Below are 18,116 nucleotides of genomic sequence, written 5' to 3'. Positions count from 1 at the left end.
CGGACCGCGCCCCCGGGGTCAGGGCTGCAGGATCGCCTGCCCGACGCTCTCGTCGAGGATGAGGTCGGTGATCAACCCGGCGGCGAGGGCGCCCTTCAGCGACGCGGCCTTCGAGCGTCCTGCCACGACGCAGACCCGGCGCGGCGCACGCTTGATCGTGTCGAGGTCCGGAGCCCCGGCGCGGGCGTTCACCCCGATGTCCTTCCACGAGCCGTCCGCGCGGTAGAACACCGTCGAGACGTCACCGACGACCTGGGCCTTGGTCAGCTCGTCGCGGTCGGACGGGTCGAGGTACCCGCCGGAGTACACGTGCGAGGGGACCGGGGCCTGGGGCGCTCCGACACCGAACACGACGAGGTCCATGCGCTCGTGCAGGTCGAGCACCCGGCGGATCGAACGCTCCCGGAAGAGCGCCTGCTTCGTGGCCGGGTCGTCGAAGAACGCCGGGACCGGGAACTGCTGCACGAACGCGCCGTACGCCTCGCCGAACCGCCGCAAGATCTCGGACGCGTAGACGATGCCCGTCGTCCGGGTGTTCGCGGCGCCGTTGATCTGCACCACCGTGGAGCCGTGCGTGGTCTTCGGCACGAGGTAACGGCTCACCGCGCTGACGGTCGAGCCCCACGAGATCCCGATCACCATGTTCGACTCGACGTACTGCGTCAGGATGCGCGCAGCGGACAGGGCGACGCGTTCGAGTCGGTCGACGTCACTCGTGTGGTCCGGCACCGGCACGACGTGCGCGTGCACCCCGAAGCGGGATCGGATGCTCCGGCTGAGCGCCGCGGCCTGGTCGAGGGGCGAGCGGATCTGGATGTCGACGAGTCCGGTGTCCCGCGCGTACTTCAGCAGGCGGGAGACCGACGACCGCGAGGTGCCGAGTTCGTCGGCGATCGCGTCCATCGTCAGGTCCTGCAGGTAGTACAGATGCGCGGCGCGCAGCGCCTGCTGCGTGCGCATGGGCTGCGCTGCGTCACTCATGGGAACCGAGCATGCACGGACGTGCACGGCCTCTGCAACCCCTGTCGCGCCTCCCGACCCTCGATCGGCCCGGCCGGACACGTGTGCTGCACGTTCGTGCACGCGAGTTGCCCGCCTTCTCACGGAGGCGCACGATCGATGTCGAACCACCACGGAACCCACGAAGGAAGCGACGCAGCAATGTCGAAGAAGACGCAGCCCCGGAACACGGTGAACGCGCTCACGGAGCGCCCGAACGCACAGGTCCTCGTGGTCGGTGGCGGCATCAACGGCATCGCCACCTTCCGCGACCTCGCCCTGCAGGGGGTCGACGTGGCCCTCGTCGAGCGCGGCGACTACGCCTCGGGCGCGTCCGCCGCGTCGAGCCACATGATCCACGGCGGCATCCGGTACCTCGAGAACGGCGAGTTCCGCCTCGTCCGCGAGAGCGTGCAGGAGCGCAACGGCCTCATCCGCATCGCCCCGCACTACGTCAAGCCGCTGCAGACCACGATGCCGATCTTCTCGACGTTCTCGGGCATCATGAACGCCCCGCTGCGGATGCTCACGCACAAGCAGCGCTCGACGAAGGAGCGCGGTGCCGCGCTCATCAAGATCGGCATGACGATCTACGACTCCTTCTCGCGCGACGGCGGTTCGGTCCCGAAGCACCGCTTCCTCACGAAGAAGGCCGCGCTCGCGGACATGCCGGCGCTCAACAAGGACCTCAAGTACACGGGCACCTACTACGACGCCTCGGTGCACGAGCCGGAGCGCCTGGCGCTCGACGTGCTCAAGGACGGCCTCGCCGCGGGGACGGGCGAGGGCGCGGCGTCGACCGCCCGTGCGGTGAACTACGTCGAGGCCGCCGGGACCCGCGACGGTGGCGTCCTGCTCCGCGACCGTGAGACCGGCGAGGAGTTCGTCTTCACGGCGGACGTCGTCGTGAACGCGTCCGGCCCCTGGACCGACCTCACGAACCAGGCGTTCGGCGGCGAGACGAAGTTCATGGGCGGCACGAAGGGCTCCCACATCGTCGTCGACAACCCCGAGCTGCTCGAAGCGACGAAGGGCCGCGAGCTGTTCTTCGAGAACAACGACGGCCGCATCGTGCTCATCTACCCGCTCAAGGGCCGGGTGCTCATCGGCACGACGGACATCGACGCCGACCCGGCGAAGCCCGTCACCACCACCGACGAGGAGATCGACTACTTCTTCGGCCTGGTGGCGCACGTCTTCCCGCAGATCGCGCTCACCCGCGACCACATCGTCTACAGCTACTCCGGCATCCGCCCGCTCCCCCGGCACGAGGACACCGCCCCCGGCTTCGTCTCGCGTGACTACCGGATCGTGGACACCCCGATCGCCGGGCTGCCGCGGACCACGGTGCTGTCGCTCGTCGGCGGCAAGTGGACCACGTTCCGCGCCCTCGCCGCGCACCTCTCCACCGACGTCACGACGAAGCTCGGCATCACCCGGACGGTCGACACGACCGGCATGGCGATCGGCGGCGGCAAGGACTTCCCGACCACGGACGCCCAGCGCGCCCTCTGGATCAAATCGCACCGCGACGGTCTCGACGCATCCGTCGTCGAGGGACTGCTCGAGCGCTACGGCACCCGTGCCGCCGAGGTCGTCGACGTCCTGGTCGACGGACCGGTCGAGCCCCTCGAGTCGGACCCGGCGCTGACCCGCGCCGAGGTCGCGTACTTCGCGGAGCACGAGCAGGCCGTGCACCTGGTCGACGTGGTGCTGCGCCGCACGAACCTCGCGTTCGTGGGCGGCGTCACGATCGACCTGCTCGACGAGCTGGCCGACGTGCTCGCCGGGTCGCTCGGCTGGACGCCCGAGGAGCGTGCGGACGAGGTCCAGCAGACGCTCGACGTCCTGCGCGAAGCGCACCGGGTGATCGTGCCGCTGACGTCCGCCTCGCAGCTCGCGTAGTCCGCGCGACCGACCACGGACGGGAGGCGCGGTGCCAGCTGGCACCGCGCCTCCCGTCTGTCTGCTGGTCGCGTCAGAACCGCTCGCCGGTCGGGTCCTGCGCCGTCCGGTCGATGAGCTGCTCGCCGCCGACGGGCTCGCCCTCCCAGTCGACGAGGCGCCAGCCGTCGTCGAACGACCCCTCGAGCTCGACGATCCCGGTGTTCTCGAGGTGGCGCTTCGTGCCGAAGTGGTCCGGCGTGTTGTGGGCCGCGGCACTCGCCCACGTCCGGATGGCGGCTCCGTGGCTGACCGCGGCCGCCACGTCGACACCGGTCTCGAGGATCTGCCGGACCGCGTCGTCGTAGCGCGCGAAGAACTCGGTCCCGCTCTCGGCTCCGGGCATCCGGGTGGTGCGGTCCCCGAGCGACCAGCCGTGCACGGTCGAGATGTACGTCTGCACGGACACCTGGTCGCGCTTGCCCTGGGTGTCGCCGGCCTCGATCTCGCGGAGGCCCGGCAGCACAACCGGCTCGAGGCCGAGCGACGTGGCGAGGGGCGCCGCGGTGATCTGCGTGCGGACCATCGTCGAGACGAACAGCCGCTCGATCCCCCGGTCGGCGAGCGCTGCCGGCAGGGCATCGGCCTGCTGCTGCCCGAGTTCGGTCAGGCCCGGTCCGGGGACGACGGCGTCGAGCACGCCGTTCACGTTCGCTGGGGTCTGGCCGTGGCGGATGAGCAGCAGTCGCATGGAGCCACCCTACGGAACGCCGGTGACGTCACCCCTGCCGGGTGTTCCACCGGGGGTTCTGCTTGTTGATGACGTAGACACGGCCGCGGCGGCGGACCACCTGCGACCCCGGGATCTTCTTGAGCGCCTTGAGCGAGTTGCGGACCTTCACGAGCGACCTCCTGCGTCAGTGTCCTCATTGTTGAGAACGATGATCATGTACATTAGCCGACATGCGTCCCGCCGCCATCACCCTCGTCTCCGCCCTGCACGACGTCGACGCCGACCGCGTGGCCGTCCGGCTCACGACCGGTCACCGGATGCACGCGCCCGCGAACGCCGTCGCCGCGGTCCGGGCCGTCGCCGACCGCGCCGAGCACCTCGACCGGGTCTGCGGGCCGGATGCCGACCATGGACTCGTCGTCACGCTCCCGCCGGGCGCCGACACCCGGGCGGTGGGGATGATGCTCGCCAACGCCGCGCGCGCGGAGACGGGCGACGACCGGGTGCTCCGCCACGTGGTGAGCGTGCTGCGCGCCGACGACGTGGCGCACCTGCTCTGGTCCGAGGTCGACGACGCGTTCGTCGCGGCCGACCGCGTGGCGTCGCTCGTCGAGTACGCCACGGTGATCGTCCTCGACCGGGTCGGCCCGGTGCCGCTGGAGCGCCGCCGCGGTCTGCTCGCGCTGCTCCACCGGTTGGCCCCGCAGGCGGTCGTCGTGGCGCTCTCGTCGATCCGGAGCGCGGCCGACCTGCCCGCGTCGAACGGCGGGGCGGCGCGGGTCCTCGCCCAGGGAGCGGGATGGATGCGGGCGCTCTCGGGCTCGGTCGGACGGGACCCGCGGGACGGCCTGGTCGCGCTGCGCTACCGGGAGCCGCTGCCCTTCCACCCCGGCCGCCTGGCGTCGGTGATCGAGCGGGAGCTGGCCGCGGGGCGGAACGGCCGGGTGCTGCGGTCCCGGGGGTTCTTCCGGCTCGCCTCCCGGCCGGACCACGTCGGGTCGTGGTCGAGCTTCGGGGCGATGCTGGCGCTCGACCCGACGGCGAACCCGTCGTGGGACGCGGACGCGCCGATCGGTCAGGCGCTCTGGTTCGTCGGCGAGCGGTTGGACGTGCCGGCGATCGAGCGGGCGCTGGACGGGGCGCTCCTCACGCCGGACGAGCTGCTCGCGGGGCCGGAGGTGTGGCGCACGTGGGCCGACCCGTTCCCGGTGTGGCCGGCGCTCGACCCGTCGGAGGAGCACCGGCACGAGTGACGCCGCTGCGTCCGACCCCGAACGACATCCTCGACGTCGTACGACGACCGCGATGTCGTTCCCACCTCCGTGCAACGACCGGCGCGTGCAACGAACGACGAGGTCGACGTCGTACGACATCGACCTCGTCGTTCCGCGTCGACGGACGCGGGGACGCGGATCAAGACGGACCGCGACCAGGCCGTACGATCCAGTCATGGCGATCGAACCCGAGACGAAGAACTGGACGTGGGTCATCGAGTCCGCGTGCCCCGAGTGCGGCTACGACGGCAGCACGGTCACGATCCGCGACGTCCCGGGGATCATCGACGCGAACACCTCGGCGTGGCCGGCGGTCCTCGACCGTGCGGACGTGCGTGACCGCCCCGACGACCACACCTGGTCACCGCTCGAGTACGCCGCGCACGTGCGTGACGTCCACCGGAAGATGGCGGAGCGGTTGACGCTCATGCTCACCGAGGACGCCCCGACCTTCCCGAACTGGGACCAGGACGCCACGGCTGTCGAGGACCGCTACGGCGAGCAGGACCCCGCCACCGTCGTGCGGGAGCTCGGCGAGGCCGCGCACCGTGCTGCCCGGGCATTCGACGACGTCCGGGAGGACCAGCTGGGACGCACCGGCCTCCGGTCGGACGGCAGCGCGTTCACCGTCGCCACGCTCGCCACCTACTACGCGCACGACCCGGTGCACCATCTGTGGGACGTGCGGCGCACGCAGTAGACGCACCACCTGTGGGCCTGGAGGCGCGGTGCGGGCTGGCACCGCGCCTCCGGGCCCACAGGTGGGAACCGCTCAGGCGAGCGCGTCCAGCAGGGCGCGCGCCGTGGCCGCGTCGGTGACCAACTCGTTGACGAGACGCCCGCGGACGGCCCCGACGATGCTCGACACCTTCGCGGCACCGACCGCGACGCCGATCGCGTGCGGGACGGCGGAGAGGACCTCGCGGGAGGTGCGCACCATCCGGTCGCTGCCCGGGAACTCGATCGCCGAGCCGTCCGCGGCGTAGAAGTTGAGGCAGACGTCACCCGCCGCCTGGTCGAAGACGGCGTCCTCGACCGGGACGCCCCGCGCGAGTGCGTCCCGGGTCGGGGTCGGCGCGCCGATGCCGAGGATGGCGCCCTTCGCCCGACCCCACAGGCCGACGACGTGCTGGAACGCGGGGTCCTCGTCGAGCGAGGACCGCATCGCCGGTGACGGCAGGGCCTGCGCGAACAGGAACGCCGGGATCGCGCCGGAGTGCTCGGCGGCGGCGCGGGTGATCTCGTTCGTCTGGAACCACGGCATCGGGTCGGCCTGCCCGCCGACCGTCGGGACGAGCTGCACGCCCGGCAGCTGCGGCATGCCGGCGTGGGCGACGTCGTAGACCGTCCGACCCGACGACATGAGCACGGCGTCGCCCGGCACGAGCCCCATCCCCTCGACCGCGGCGGCGAGCGGGGCGGCGAGGTCGGCGCCGAGCGTGGCGGTGTGCGTCACCGCGGCGAGGTGCACGGCACGGAGTCCGAGCACCACCTGCAGCCGTTCGGCGAGCGCGACGGTCTCGTCCTGGAACGGGTCGACGACCTCGATCCGGACCAGGCCGGCCTTCCGCGCCTCGGCGACGAGCCGGCTGACCGTCGGACGGGACACCCCGAGGCGCGAGGCGATCTCGACCTGGGTGGCGTCCTCGAGGTAGTACATCCGCGCGGCCTGGTAGACGGTGTCGAGCGGGAAGCGGGTCCGGGCACCCTCGGCGGCGGGGTTCTCGGCGGACATGGGGCGATCGTAGCCCTGGCACGCGTCAGCGGATCGTGAACCCGCCGTCCACGCGGAGGTCGGCGCCGTTCACCATGGCGCTCGACTCCCCGGCGAGGAACAGGACGGCGGCGGCGATCTCGTCGGGTGTCGCGAACCGTCCGGTGGGGATCTCGTCTTGGTGGCGCAGGCCCTGCTCGTTCGCCCACGCCCCGCGGCCGAGGTCGGTCAGCACGACGGTCGGCGACACGGTGTTGACGGTGACGCCCCGTCCGCCCCACTCGAGCGCGAGCACGCGGGTGAGCCCGATGACGCCGGCCTTCGACGCGCAGTACGCCGCGTGGCCGTCGATGCCGACGTGCGCTGCCTGCGAGGCGATGTTCACGATCCGGCCGTACCCGGCGGCGAGCATGTGCCGCCCGACGGCCTGGGCGACACGGTGGGTGCCGGTGAGGTTGACGTCGATGGTCGTGGCCCAGGCGCCGGGGTCGAGGTCCTCGGCGGGGGCGAGCAGCGCGACGCCGGCGCAGTTCACGAGGACGTCGATCCTGCCGGCGGCACCGGTGACGGCGGCGACCGCGCGGGCCACCGACGTCTCGTCCGTGACGTCGCAGCCGAGGCCGAGGTGGGCCGGTGCGCCGGCGGTCGGCAGCGCTGCCGCGGCGGCTGCTGCGCCGTCCGCCCGCACGTCGACGATGGCGACCCGGGCGCCGCGGGACGCGAGGACCACGGAGATCGCGTTGCCGATGCCGGACGCCCCGCCCGTGACCACCGCCGTGCGGCCGCTGAAGTCGTTCGTCAGGTCGATCGTGTCCGGGCCCGGTCGGAGGGCTGCGGCGAAGTCGGTGGTCATGTTCGCTCCCTTGCGTTGCGCCGACCGTACCAGAAATTGTGTTCTGGACAAACGTTCCGCGGGGTGTACAGTCGTCGCCGAAGCACCCCGACGAAGGAGCAGCTCATGTCGACGACGACCGAGAACGCGACCACCACGGCCGCGACGCCCACCGAGATCCCGACCACGATGCGCGCCGTCGTGGTCCACGGTCCCGAGGACTACCGCCTCGAGACCCGCCCCGTGCCGACCCCCGGACCCGGCGAACTCCTGCTCCGCACCGACGCCGTCGGCATCTGCGCGAGCGACCTGAAGTGCTACCACGGCGCCGCGAAGTTCTGGGGCGACGAGAACCGCCCGGCCTGGGCCGACACCGACCGGATCCCCGGACACGAGTTCGTCGGCACGATCGTCGCCGGTGACGACGCTGCCCTCGCCAAGCGCGGGGTGTCCGTGGGCGACCGGATCGCCTGCGAGCAGATCGTGCCGTGCTGGGAGTGCCGCTACTGCCTCGAGGGCGCGTACTGGATGTGCAACGTGCACGACATGTTCGGCTTCAAGGGATACGACGGCGCGATGGCCGAGTACGTCCTGGTGCCGGCGAAGGCCCTGACCCACCCGGTGTCGAGCGCCCTCCCCGGGCAGGTCGCCGCCTTCGCCGAGCCGCTCTCGTGCGCGTTCCACGCCGTCGAGCGGGGCGACATCAAGTTCGGCGACACCGTGGTGATCGCCGGTGCCGGGCCGATCGGGCTCTCCGCGATCGCCGGTGCCCGCCAGAAGAACCCGCTGCGGATCATCGCGCTCGACGTCGTCGAGGACAAGCTCGAACTCGCCCGCAAGGTCGGTGCCGACATCACGATCAACATCGCCCAGGACGACGCGGTCGCCCGGGTCAAGGAACTCACCGACGGGTACGGCGCCGACGTCTACATCGAGGCGACCGGGCACCCGTCCGCGGTCCCGCAGGGACTCAACCTGCTCCGCAAGCTCGGCACGTTCGTCGAGTACTCGGTCTTCAAGGACAACGTGTCCGTCGACTGGTCGATCATCTCGGACGACAAGGAGCTCGACGTCCGCGGTGCCCACCTCGGCCCGCACACCTGGCCGGCGGCGATCAAGCTGCTCGAGGCCGAGACCCTGCCGATGTCGGAGATCTGCACGCACCAGTTCCCGCTCGAGCGCTTCCAGGAGGCCCTCGACCTCGTCGGCGACTCCGCGGGCGCGAGCGTCAAGGTCTCGATCATCCCGTCCCTGCAGGCCTGAGCCGCAGCCACCACAGGAGTCAGCAAGCATGTCAACGACGACACAGCGCACCACCGGTGCGCCGACGATGCCCCGCCCCGAGGGCCGGCTCGACAAGATGGGCATCCCCCGCCCGCTCGCCCTCGGCTTCCTCGCCGTCCTGGTCTTCATGACCGGCAACGGCGTCGAGTCGAACTTCATCACGCCGCACATGGTCGCGGTCCTCGGCTCCCCCGAGGCCACGGTCGCGACGATCGTCACGTTCTACAGCCTCGCCGCCCTGGTGGGGAGCTACGTCTCCGGTGCTCTCGCCGACCTGATCGGTCCGCGACGGGTGATGATCCTCGGGTTCGCCGTCTGGGTCGTGTTCGAGGTCCTGTTCCTCATCGCCCTCGGGCTCGGCAGCGTGCCGTTCGCCGCCGTCGCCTACGCGATCCGCGGCTTCGGGTACCCGCTGTTCGCCTTCGCGTTCCTGGTCTGGGTGAACATCACGACGCCCGTGGAGCGCAACGGCTCGGCCGTCGGCTGGTTCTACGTCGCCTTCACCGGCGGCCTGCCCACGCTCGGCTCGCTCTTCGCGATCGGCGCCATCCCGGTGTTCGGCGGCGGCACGGTCGGTGAGACCGGCGCGATGATCGCCTCGATCGGCCTCGTCGTGATCGGGTTCCTCATCCTGCTGTTCGGAGTGCGCCTGCCGAACGGGTTCTCCCGCATCGCGCCGGAGGGCGAGAGCGCCTGGCGCGTGCTGACGAGCGGCATCCGCCTGACGGCCACGCGACCGAAGATCCTGATGGGCTTCCTCGTCCGCCTGATCAACACCGCGCCGGAGTTCGGCATGTTCGTCATCCTCCCGGCCGTGATCGCGAACGAGCGCGGCTGGGGCCAGAGCCGGTGGCTGCTCATGACGGTGTGCGTCTACGCGACGAACATCCTCGTGAACGCCCTGTTCGGCTGGGTCGGCGACAAGATCGGTTGGCAGCGCACCGTCAAGTGGTTCGGCATCGTCGGGTCCGCCCTCGGGCTCATCGCCTGGTGGTACGTCCCGCAGCTCGTCCCCGCCGGGTCCGACTGGGGCTACGTGCTCTCCGTCGTCGCCGGCTGCGTGTTTGGCTGCCTGCTCGCGGGCTTCGTCCCGATGGGCGCGATCATGCCGGCGCTCGCCCCCGAGCACAAGGGCGCCGCGATGGCGATGTACACCACCGCCGCCGGCGGAGCCGCGTTCCTCGGCACGGGCGTCGTCGCCGCGGTGCTCGCCCTGGGCGGCGGCGGCCAGGCCGTGACCTGGACGTTCGTCGGCCTGTACGCCTGCGCGTTCGTGATGATCCACTTCCTCAAGGTCCCGCAGGGAGACCGAGGACACTGAACCCCGGGCGACGGCGGCCGTCCCGCCGTCGCCCGGTGCACCACCCCCACTCGATGCGAAGGACAAGCACCATGACCACGATCCACGACGACCCGGAGGAGTTCGCCGAGGACCAGCTCGCGGGCTGGCTCGCCCTCTACGCCGACCGGGTCCGCGGTGTCCACGGCGGCGTCGTCGCCCTGCCGACGGAGGGCGCCGAGCCGCAGGTCGCGGTCGTCGTCGGCGGCGGTTCCGGCCACTACCCCGCGTTCTGCGGCGTGGTCGGGCCGGGGTTCGCCACCGGGGCCGTCGTCGGCAACATCTTCACGTCGCCGTCCACGGCGCAGGTCTACTCGGTCGCCAAGGCGGCGGACCAGGGGAAGGGCGTCGTGCTGTCGTTCGGCAACTACGCCGGCGACACGATGAACTTCGGGCTCGCGGCCGAGCGGCTCAACGCCGAGGGCATCGACACCCGCATCGTGGTCGTCACCGACGACATCGCGAGCGCCGACGAGGAGTCGAAGCGCCGCGGCATCGCCGGTGACTTCTCGGTCTTCAAGGCCATGGGTGCCGCGGCGGCCGCCGGAGCCGACCTCGACGAGGTCGAGCGCATCGGCACCGCATCCAACCGGGCGACCCGCACCATCGGCGTCGCGTTCTCCGGCTGCACGATGCCCGGCGCGACCGAGCCGCTCTTCACCGTCCCCGAGGGCCACCTCGGCCTCGGGCTCGGCATCCACGGCGAGCCGGGCATCGAGGACGTCCCGCTCCTCCGTGCGACCGAACTCGCGTCGCTCCTCGTCGAGCGGCTGCTCGCGGACCGCCCGGACGCCGCCGGCACCCGGGTCGCGCCGATCCTGAACGGTCTCGGCGACACCAAGTACGAGGAGCTCTTCCTGCTCTGGGGCCGTGTGCTCCCGCTCCTGCAGGACGCCGGGATCGAGGTCGTCGAGCCCGAGGTCGGCGAACTCGTCACGAGCCTCGACATGGGCGGCTGCTCGCTCACCCTGCAGTGGCTCGACGACGAGCTCGAGACGCTGTGGAGGGCCGACGCGTACACGCCCGCGTACCGCAAGGTGGCGGCGCCGGTCGCGGCGCTCGTGCCGGCCGACGCCGTGGACGCTGCCGAGGACGAGGCGACGGTCGTGCCGGACGCGAGTGGTGCCTCCAGGCAGGCCGCGCAGACGGCACGCGCCGCGATCGAGGCGGTCGACGCGCTCCTGCGGGAGCACGAGGAGGAGCTCGGCCGCATCGACGCGGTCGCCGGGGACGGCGACCACGGACGCGGCATGGTGAAGGGGATCGGTGCGGCCCGCAAGGCGGTCGACCGGGCGGGCCAGGAGGCAGGGGTCGCCTTCGTCCTCGGACGCGCCGGTGACGCGTGGGCCGAGTTCGCGGGCGGCACCTCCGGGGTCCTGTGGGGTGCGGCGCTCGAGGCGTTCGGCCGGTCGCTCCGCGACGACCGCTCCGCGTACGAGGCGTCCGACGTCGTCGAGGCGGCGCAGGCGTTCGCGGACTCGATCGTGCACCTCGGCGGGGCGTCCCGCGGGGACAAGACGCTGCTCGACGCGCTGCTCCCGTTCGTCGACGAGCTGCGGAGCGGCGTCGAGGCTGGCACGCCGCTCACCGAGGCGTGGCAGGCTGCCGCGCAGGTCTCGGTCACGGAAGCCGCTGCGACCGCAGACCTCAAGCCGAAGGTCGGGCGTGCCCGGCCGCTGGCGGAGAAGAGCCTGGGGACACCCGACGCGGGTGCCACCTCGATGGGGATGATCCTCACGCGGGTCGGCGAGGTCCTCGCCACCCGTGCAGCAGACAAGGAAGGGACACACGCATGACGTACCGTCTCGTGGTCGGTTCGGACGACGCAGGGTTCGACTACAAGGAGATCATCAAGGCCGACCTGCTCGCCGATCCGCGGGTGGAGTCCGTGGTGGACGTGGGGGTCGACGCGGACGGGCACACCGCCTACCCGCACGTCGCCGTCGACGCCGCACGGCTCGTCGCGAACGGTGACGCGGACCGGGCGATCCTGATCTGCGGCACCGGTCTCGGCGTCGCGATCAGCGCGAACAAGGTCCCGGGCATCCGGGCCGTCACGGCGCACGACTCGTTCAGCGTCGAGCGCTCGATCCTGTCGAACGACGCCCAGGTCCTCTGCATGGGCCAGCGGGTCGTCGGCGTCGAGGTCGCCCGGCGCATGGCGAAGGAGTGGCTCGGCTACGAGTTCGACCGCTCGTCCGCGAGCGCGGAGAAGGTGCAGGCGATCTGCGAGTACGACGGCTCCGCGCCGGCGGGCGTGGACGCGTCCGCGTCCGCTTCCGCGTCCGCGTAGGGCCGCCGCGCTCCGCACAACCAAAGTGGGCCCGAACCGCGTCTTTCCGCGGTTTGGGCCCACTTTCGTTGTGCCGCAGCGACCGGCACCACGTCAGCCGCGCGCGGCCAACCGGTGCACGACGGCCTTCGTCGCCTCGTACAGCTCGCGGTAGTCGCGGTAGCCCGGCTCGTACGCCGCCGTCGCCGCGGGATCGGGCTCGATGCGCGCGGCCGGGGGGTTCCACGCGGTGACGTCCACGTCCTCGACGAGCCCGGCTGCGAGGAACGCCGACCCGTAGCACGCACCGATCGTCACGCTCGGGACCGTCTGCGGCAGCCCGGTGACGTCCGAGACGATCGTCGGCCAGAGCCGTCCGAGCAGTCCGCCGCCGGCGCCGACGAGCTCGTGGACCTCCACCCCGGCCTCGCGCAGCACCTCGACGTTGTGCCGCACCGCGTAGGCCGTCGCCTCGAGCGTCGCCCGGTACAGGTCACCGCGGGTGTGCCGCACCGTGAGGCCCGCGATCACCCCGCGTGCGTCCGGGTCCGCGATCGGGGTCCGCTCCCCCGCGAAGTACGGCAGCATCAGCAGGCCGTTCGCCCCGATGCCGGCGCAGCGGGCCTCCTCGAGCATCGTCGACCACTCGCCGTCGACGAGCCGCCGGAGCCAGTCGGTGATCGCCCCGGAGGTCGCCATCCCACCGGCGACGCTCGGCTGCCCCGGACGGGTGCCGACGGTGGTCCACATCCCGGGCACCGAGACCGGCTCGTCGGTCGGCGCGATCATGAACATCGTCGTCCCGTACTGCAGGAACATCCGCCCGGGCACGGCGGCTCCGACGCTCACGCCCTCGGCCCAGGCGTCGATGGTCCCGGCCGTCACGGGGATGCCGACCGGGAGGCCCGTGGCCGCAGCCGCCGCGGCCGTCACGGTGCCGGCCCGGTCACCCGACCAGACCAGTCGCGGCATGGCGAGCCCCGGCGCGAGCCGTTCGCACCACGCGTCGATCCACGTGCCCTCGTGCACGTCGTAGAGCGGCGTGCACTGGCTCGCCGAGTGGTGGTCGAGCACGTACTCCCCCGTCAGCAGCTCCACCACACGCGACGACGGCATCGTGAACCGCGCCGCGCGGGCCCACACGACGGGTTCGTGCCGGGCGACCCAGGCGAGCTTCACCCCGGCCGCCTGCGTGCTGAGGGCGGAGCCGCACCGGGAACGGATCGCGTCCTCGCCGCCGAGCTCGGCCGTCACGGCGGGGAGCATCTCGGCCGTCCGGGTGTCGACGCCGTACAGGATCGCGGGCCGCAGCGGTTCCCCGGCGTCGTCGGTGAGGAGCACGCACGGGCCGATGCCGCTCACGCCGACGGCCTCGACCTCGGCGTCCGGCACCCGCTCGAGGAGCTCACGGGTCAGGGCGGTGAACTCGTCCCACCACACCGCGGTGTCCATCTCGACGAGCCCCTGCTCCGGCCGGTCGACCTCGTGCCGTCGTCCGACCTCGGCGATCACCGTGCCGTCGAACCGCGTGAGCAGCGCCTTCGTGCTCGACGTCCCGATGTCCAGACCGAGCACCGCCCGCATGCCGCCTCCTTCGCCGCCACCGACCCGCGTCGGTCGCCCCCGAGTCTACGAACGCCCAGCCCACTGTCGGCGGGCCGACGTACCGTACTGCCGACTCCGAATGCTCCACCGAGGGGAAACCGATGAAGAAGTCAGCCTGGCTGCCCGCCGTCATCGCACCGGTCGTCGTCGCCGGCGCCGTCGCAGCGCCGATGATCGCGAACGCGTCGAGCGACCCGGTCGCGGGGACGGACCCGAGCGCGGCGGACGTCATCGCCAGCATCGCGGGGTCGTCCGACGCGAAGTACTCTGGCAAGCTCGTGCAGACGAGCGACCTCGGCCTGCCGGAGCTCCCGACCGGGTCCGGCGGCTCCTCGCTCGAGGGCGACGCCTCGGACGCGCTCGGCCTCCTCACCTCGTCGCACACCGCCCGCGTCTACGTCGACGGCCCCGACAAGCAGCGCGTCCAGCTGACGCAGCAGCTCGCCGAGCAGGACCTCGTCCGCAACGGCTCCGACGTCTGGACCTGGGACTCGAAGGAGCGCACGGCGACGCACGTCACCCTCCCGAAGGACGCCCGGACGCCGGAGTCCAGCGCCGCGACGCCGTCCGACATCGCCAAGCAGGCGATCGACGCGATCACGCCGAGCACCACGGTGTCGAAGCCGAAGGACGTCCGGGTCGCCGGCCACGACGCCTGGCAGATCACCCTCACGCCGAAGTCGACGGGCACGCTCGTCGGGTCCGTGCGCCTGGCGGTCGACCAGCAGACCGGCCTCCCGCTGCGCGCCACGATCGCGGCGAAGGGCCAGTCCGACCCCGCCGTCGAGGTCGGCTTCACGAGCCTGCAGTACGGAGCGCCGGCCGCACGCCTGTTCGACTTCACGCCGCCCACGGGCGCGACGGTCGAGACGAAGGACCTCTCCGACGCGGCAGCCCACGGCACGGGCGACGCGCAGCACCGACACGGACGCGCCGGCGACGAGCCGACGTTCACGGGGACGGGCTGGAGCACCATCGCCGAACTGCCGAAGGGCTCGGTCGACCAGACCGCGCTCGGCGACGACGCCAGTGGACTGCTCGACCAGCTGACCCGTTCGGTCGACGGCGGCCGCGCGGTGCAGACCTCGCTCGTCTCGGTCTACCTCACCGACGACGGCCGGGTCCTCGCGGGCGCGGTCCCGGTGTCGGCGCTGGTCGCCGCAGCCGAGTGAGCACGCCCGACGCAGCCCTCGCGATCCGCACCACCGGACTGGCGAAGGTCTTCCGCAAGCAGCGCGCGGTCGACGGGATCGACCTCGCCGTCCCGCTCGGCGCGGTGTTCGGCTTCCTCGGTCCGAACGGCTCCGGCAAGACGACGACGATCCGCATGCTCCTCGGGCTCTCCAGCGCGACGGGCGGCACGATCGAGGTGCTCGGCGAACCGATGCCGAAGGCCCTCCACGACGTGCTGCCGCGCGTCGGTGCACTCGTCGAGGGTCCGGCGTTCTACCCGTACCTCTCCGGCCGCGCGAACCTGTTCCGGTTCGACGCCGCCGACCCCACCTCCGACCCACGGACCCGCAAGACCCGGGTGGCGAGCGCCCTCGACCGCGTCGGGCTCGCGCACGCGGCCGACAAGAAGGCGCACGCGTACTCGCTCGGCATGAAGCAGCGGCTCGGGCTCGCGAACGCCCTGCTCGCCCCGCGGGACCTCCTCGTGCTCGACGAACCGACGAACGGCCTCGACCCCCAGGGCACGCGCGAGGTCCGCAACCTCATCCGCTCCCTCGCCGACGACGGCACCACGGTGTTCGTCTCGAGCCACCTGCTCGCCGAGATCGAGCAGGTGTGCACGCACGCCGCCGTGATGCGGACCGGCAAGCTCGTCGCGCAGGGGCCGCTCGACGAGCTCCGCGCCGCCGGTGCCCGGACGGTCACGGTCCGGACGCCCGACCTCGGGCAGGCCGGCACCGTGCTGAGCCGTCTCGGTCTGACCCCGCGGCACGAGGGCGGCGCCGACGTCCTCGTGGCCGACCTGCCACCAGAGGTCCTGCCCGAGACCATCACGACCGAGCTCGTCCGCGCCGACGTCCGGGTGCGCGGGCTCACCGTCGGCGGCGGCACCCTCGAAGACCTCTTCGTCGCCCTCACCGGAGAGGGCTTCGATGTCGCAGCCTGACGCCGCCACCGTGCCGACGGACGACCCGCAGTCGCACGACGTCCGCGCCTCCCCGCGTCCCCGCCAGCGCCCCTTCGCACTCCTCGGCTCCGAGCTCGCCCTCGTCTTCCGACGCCGCCGCACGTGGGCGATGCTCGGGGCGCTCGCCCTCGTGCCGATCCTCATCGCCGTCGCCGTCCGGCTGACGACCGGCGACGACTCCGGCGGCCCCGCGTTCCTCGGCGACATCACGAACAACGGGCTGTTCGTGGCGTTCACCGCGCTGACCGTGTCGATCCCGCTGTTCCTGCCGCTCACCGTGGGCGTGGTCGCGGGTGACACCGTCGCGGGCGAGGCCAGCCACGGCACCATCCGCTACCTGCTCGTGGCCCCGACCGGGCGCGTGCGGTTCATCCTCGTCAAGTACGCGGGGGCGGTGGCGTTCTGCCTCGCCGCGACGCTCCTCATCGTCCTGGTCGGGGCCGCGATCGGCGCCGTGCTGTTCCCGATCGGCCCGGTGACCCTGCTCTCGGGCACGCAAGTCGACGGCTGGTCCTACGCCGGCCGGGCCGTGCTGCTCGCGCTCTACGTGACGCTGTCGATGCTCGGGCTGTCGGCGATCGGGCTGTTCGCCTCGACGCTGACGAGCGTGCCGGTGGGTGCGATGGCCGCGACGGTGGTGCTCGCCGGGGCGTCCCAGGTGCTCGACCAGCTGCCGCAGCTCGACTGGTTGCACCCGTACCTGTTCTCGCACGAGTGGCTCGGGTTCGGCGACCTGCTCCGCGACCCGATCGCGTTCGACTCGTTCGGGTCGAACGCCGTGCTCCAGCTCGGCTACGTCGTCGTCTTCGGCGCGCTGGCGTACAGCCGGTTCACCACGAAGGACGTCCTGAGCTAGGCGCTCGGGCTCGCCGACCCGCCCGCCATCGTCTCGGAGTCGCTCCCCCGCGCGTCGGCGTACCGGTCGCGCAGGTCCCGGGCCTTCTCCGAGCGGTACCAGTCCATCCGTGCACCGGTCTCGACGGTCTGCATCCCGATCACGACCTTGCCGCGGGACTTCATCTCGGCGAGGTCCTCGTACGCCTCGACGATGTACTCGAACGGGTAGAACCCGGAGATGAGCACCTGCACGCGACGGTCCTGCACGGCCTTCGCCAGGAGGGTCAGGAGCTCCCGGGTCTCCTCGTCCTCCGCCGGCGCCCGCAGGAACCGGATCTCGATGTCGCGCCGCGCCTCGGACGACACGAACCGCCCCGATGCGACGCCGAGGCGTTCCGCGAGTTCCTCGGCCCGGCTCTCCCCGTGGTTGTCGATGAACGCGGTGATCGGGCGACCGTCCGCGATCGCACGGATGCGTTCCTCCTCGCCCTCGCCGTACACGACGGGCAGGGTGCCGATCTGGCGGAGGTAGTCGTGGTTGCGCGCACTGCCGAGCGCGATGACGGTCGCCCCGGCGTCGTGCGCGAGCTGGCACTCGATGTGCCCGACGCCGCCGGCCGCGGCGGTGATGACGACGGTGTCCTCCGGTCCGAGCTTGAGGCTGCGGACGACCGACACCGCGGTGCACCCGGCCAGGTAGAGGCCGCCGGCGACCTCCCAGCCGACGTGCTCCGGCTTCTTGATGACGGCAGCGCGCGGCACGACGAGCCAGGTGGCGTGCGACCCGCCGTTCGGTGCGTGCCCCATCACCTCGTCGCCGACGCGCAGGTCCTTGACCCCGTCGCCGCGTGCCCGGACGATGCCGGCGAAGTCGACACCCTGACGAGCCGGGAACGTGAGCTCGATGTGGTCCTGGAGCTTGCCCTCCCGCAGGAACCGTTCGATGTGGTTGAGCCCCGCCGCGACGATCTCGACGACGATCTCGCCGGGACCCGCTTCCGGGCGTTCCTGCGGGACGAGCTCGACGACGTCGAAGTCGCCGTACCGGTCGTACTGCACTGCACTGCCGATCCGCATGGGGTGCTCCTTCGCTCCAGGTGTGCCACCGGCCTACTCGGAGTTCCCGACTGCAACCCGAACGCGCGGGGTACCGGCGTCCGCACGCGACGGACGGGAGGGACGGTGCGGGCCCGCACCGTCCCT

At 72.1% G+C, this 18,116-nt stretch carries 17 protein-coding genes; 10 read left to right on the top strand and 7 right to left on the bottom strand.

Going from position 1 to position 18,116, the window contains the following annotated elements:
- Nucleotides 1-18: 18 nt before the first annotated feature.
- Nucleotides 19-981, bottom strand: a complete 963-nt coding sequence (locus ACEN8D_RS16390) for a sugar-binding transcriptional regulator (RefSeq protein WP_022905765.1) — start codon at nucleotides 979-981, stop codon at nucleotides 19-21.
- Nucleotides 982-1,161: 180 nt separating this feature from the next.
- On the opposite strand from ACEN8D_RS16390, the gene ACEN8D_RS16385 reads away from it, so the two are divergent.
- Nucleotides 1,162-2,904: a glycerol-3-phosphate dehydrogenase/oxidase gene (locus tag ACEN8D_RS16385; protein ID WP_309886304.1), complete on the top strand. Its 1,743-nt coding sequence runs from the start codon at nucleotides 1,162-1,164 to the stop codon at nucleotides 2,902-2,904.
- Between the two features lie 73 nt (nucleotides 2,905-2,977).
- Here ACEN8D_RS16385 and ACEN8D_RS16380 read toward each other — a convergent pair whose 3' ends face one another.
- Entirely contained in the window at nucleotides 2,978-3,634 is a 657-nt protein-coding gene (locus tag ACEN8D_RS16380) for a histidine phosphatase family protein (RefSeq protein WP_309886303.1), read from the bottom strand.
- A gap of 28 nt (nucleotides 3,635-3,662) precedes the next feature.
- The gene (ykgO, locus tag ACEN8D_RS16375; RefSeq protein ID WP_022905672.1) at nucleotides 3,663-3,785 is read right to left on the bottom strand and encodes a type B 50S ribosomal protein L36; all 123 of its coding nucleotides are present in this window, start codon (nucleotides 3,783-3,785) and stop codon (nucleotides 3,663-3,665) included.
- Nucleotides 3,786-3,846: 61 nt separating this feature from the next.
- On the opposite strand from ykgO, the gene ACEN8D_RS16370 reads away from it, so the two are divergent.
- Nucleotides 3,847-4,869 carry a GTP-binding protein gene (locus ACEN8D_RS16370; protein WP_309886302.1) on the top strand — a complete coding sequence of 341 codons (1,023 nt, stop codon included), beginning with the start codon at nucleotides 3,847-3,849 and terminating at the stop codon, nucleotides 4,867-4,869.
- 196 nt (nucleotides 4,870-5,065) lie between these two features.
- Complete coding sequence (locus ACEN8D_RS16365; protein ID WP_309780133.1) at nucleotides 5,066-5,590, top strand: DinB family protein; 525 nt, start codon at nucleotides 5,066-5,068, stop codon at nucleotides 5,588-5,590.
- A 72-nt stretch (nucleotides 5,591-5,662) separates the two neighbouring features.
- Here the strand turns inward: ACEN8D_RS16365 and ACEN8D_RS16360 are convergent, their stop codons facing one another.
- Together ACEN8D_RS16360 and ACEN8D_RS16355 are read right to left on the bottom strand one after the other, a co-directional pair.
- The gene (locus ACEN8D_RS16360; protein WP_070418254.1) at nucleotides 5,663-6,625 is read right to left on the bottom strand and encodes a sugar-binding transcriptional regulator; all 963 of its coding nucleotides are present in this window, start codon (nucleotides 6,623-6,625) and stop codon (nucleotides 5,663-5,665) included.
- A gap of 25 nt (nucleotides 6,626-6,650) precedes the next feature.
- Nucleotides 6,651-7,457, bottom strand: a complete 807-nt coding sequence (locus ACEN8D_RS16355) for a GolD/DthD family dehydrogenase (protein ID WP_413461431.1) — start codon at nucleotides 7,455-7,457, stop codon at nucleotides 6,651-6,653.
- Nucleotides 7,458-7,562: 105 nt separating this feature from the next.
- Here ACEN8D_RS16355 and ACEN8D_RS16350 point away from each other — a divergent pair, with 105 nt between their 5' ends.
- From ACEN8D_RS16350 to ACEN8D_RS16335, 4 genes are all read left to right on the top strand, one after another.
- Nucleotides 7,563-8,699 carry a zinc-binding dehydrogenase gene (locus tag ACEN8D_RS16350; RefSeq protein WP_309886300.1) on the top strand — a complete coding sequence of 379 codons (1,137 nt, stop codon included), beginning with the start codon at nucleotides 7,563-7,565 and terminating at the stop codon, nucleotides 8,697-8,699.
- A gap of 28 nt (nucleotides 8,700-8,727) precedes the next feature.
- A complete protein-coding gene (locus tag ACEN8D_RS16345) occupies nucleotides 8,728-10,041 on the top strand; it encodes an MFS transporter (protein WP_413399934.1) in 1,314 nt (437 codons plus the stop codon).
- 71 nt (nucleotides 10,042-10,112) lie between these two features.
- Nucleotides 10,113-11,855, top strand: a complete 1,743-nt coding sequence (locus ACEN8D_RS16340) for a dihydroxyacetone kinase family protein (RefSeq protein ID WP_413398574.1) — start codon at nucleotides 10,113-10,115, stop codon at nucleotides 11,853-11,855.
- Nucleotides 11,852-12,352 (top strand): ribose-5-phosphate isomerase, encoded by a 501-nt coding sequence (locus ACEN8D_RS16335; RefSeq protein WP_413398572.1) that lies wholly within the window; start codon nucleotides 11,852-11,854, stop codon nucleotides 12,350-12,352. Before ACEN8D_RS16340 ends, ACEN8D_RS16335 begins: the two co-directional genes overlap by 4 nt.
- Nucleotides 12,353-12,445: 93 nt before the next feature.
- Here the strand turns inward: ACEN8D_RS16335 and ACEN8D_RS16330 are convergent, their stop codons facing one another.
- A complete protein-coding gene (locus tag ACEN8D_RS16330; RefSeq protein WP_413398571.1) occupies nucleotides 12,446-13,915 on the bottom strand; it encodes an FGGY-family carbohydrate kinase in 1,470 nt (489 codons plus the stop codon).
- A 122-nt stretch (nucleotides 13,916-14,037) separates the two neighbouring features.
- Here ACEN8D_RS16330 and ACEN8D_RS16325 point away from each other — a divergent pair, with 122 nt between their 5' ends.
- The 3 genes from ACEN8D_RS16325 to ACEN8D_RS16315 are packed head-to-tail and all read left to right on the top strand — an operon-like array spanning nucleotide 14,038 to nucleotide 16,932.
- Nucleotides 14,038-15,108: a LolA family protein gene (locus ACEN8D_RS16325; protein WP_413398570.1), complete on the top strand. Its 1,071-nt coding sequence runs from the start codon at nucleotides 14,038-14,040 to the stop codon at nucleotides 15,106-15,108.
- Nucleotides 15,105-16,055 (top strand): ABC transporter ATP-binding protein, encoded by a 951-nt coding sequence (locus tag ACEN8D_RS16320; protein ID WP_413398569.1) that lies wholly within the window; start codon nucleotides 15,105-15,107, stop codon nucleotides 16,053-16,055. Before ACEN8D_RS16325 ends, ACEN8D_RS16320 begins: the two co-directional genes overlap by 4 nt.
- On the top strand, nucleotides 16,042-16,932 hold the full coding sequence (locus ACEN8D_RS16315; RefSeq protein ID WP_413398568.1) for an ABC transporter permease: 891 nt from the start codon (nucleotides 16,042-16,044) through the stop codon (nucleotides 16,930-16,932). Before ACEN8D_RS16320 ends, ACEN8D_RS16315 begins: the two co-directional genes overlap by 14 nt.
- Here the strand turns inward: ACEN8D_RS16315 and ACEN8D_RS16310 are convergent.
- Nucleotides 16,929-17,990, bottom strand: a complete 1,062-nt coding sequence (locus tag ACEN8D_RS16310) for an NADP-dependent oxidoreductase (protein ID WP_413398567.1) — start codon at nucleotides 17,988-17,990, stop codon at nucleotides 16,929-16,931. The two genes, ACEN8D_RS16315 and ACEN8D_RS16310, sit on opposite strands and share 4 nt — an antisense overlap.
- Between the last annotated feature and the right edge of the window lie 126 nt (nucleotides 17,991-18,116).

It is taken from the genome of Curtobacterium sp. Curtsp22, from assembly GCF_059492135.1.
This window is presented reverse-complemented; position numbering and strand designations above follow the sequence as displayed.

Coding starts and splice junctions, on each gene's coding strand:
- ACEN8D_RS16380 (WP_309886303.1), bottom strand. CDS start 3,634: ATGCGACTGCTGCTCATCCGCCACGGCCAGACCCCAGCGAACGTGAAC.
- ACEN8D_RS16360 (WP_070418254.1), bottom strand. CDS start 6,625: ATGTCCGCCGAGAACCCCGCCGCCGAGGGTGCCCGGACCCGCTTCCCG.
- ACEN8D_RS16345 (WP_413399934.1), top strand. CDS start 8,728: ATGTCAACGACGACACAGCGCACCACCGGTGCGCCGACGATGCCCCGC.
- ACEN8D_RS16315 (WP_413398568.1), top strand. CDS start 16,042: ATGTCGCAGCCTGACGCCGCCACCGTGCCGACGGACGACCCGCAGTCG.
- ACEN8D_RS16365 (WP_309780133.1), top strand. CDS start 5,066: ATGGCGATCGAACCCGAGACGAAGAACTGGACGTGGGTCATCGAGTCC.
- ACEN8D_RS16350 (WP_309886300.1), top strand. CDS start 7,563: ATGTCGACGACGACCGAGAACGCGACCACCACGGCCGCGACGCCCACC.
- ACEN8D_RS16390 (WP_022905765.1), bottom strand. CDS start 981: ATGAGTGACGCAGCGCAGCCCATGCGCACGCAGCAGGCGCTGCGCGCC.
- ACEN8D_RS16310 (WP_413398567.1), bottom strand. CDS start 17,990: ATGCGGATCGGCAGTGCAGTGCAGTACGACCGGTACGGCGACTTCGAC.
- ACEN8D_RS16330 (WP_413398571.1), bottom strand. CDS start 13,915: ATGCGGGCGGTGCTCGGTCTGGACATCGGGACGTCGAGCACGAAGGCG.
- ACEN8D_RS16385 (WP_309886304.1), top strand. CDS start 1,162: ATGTCGAAGAAGACGCAGCCCCGGAACACGGTGAACGCGCTCACGGAG.
- ACEN8D_RS16325 (WP_413398570.1), top strand. CDS start 14,038: ATGAAGAAGTCAGCCTGGCTGCCCGCCGTCATCGCACCGGTCGTCGTC.
- ACEN8D_RS16370 (WP_309886302.1), top strand. CDS start 3,847: ATGCGTCCCGCCGCCATCACCCTCGTCTCCGCCCTGCACGACGTCGAC.
- ACEN8D_RS16355 (WP_413461431.1), bottom strand. CDS start 7,457: ATGACCACCGACTTCGCCGCAGCCCTCCGACCGGGCCCGGACACGATC.
- ACEN8D_RS16340 (WP_413398574.1), top strand. CDS start 10,113: ATGACCACGATCCACGACGACCCGGAGGAGTTCGCCGAGGACCAGCTC.
- ACEN8D_RS16335 (WP_413398572.1), top strand. CDS start 11,852: ATGACGTACCGTCTCGTGGTCGGTTCGGACGACGCAGGGTTCGACTAC.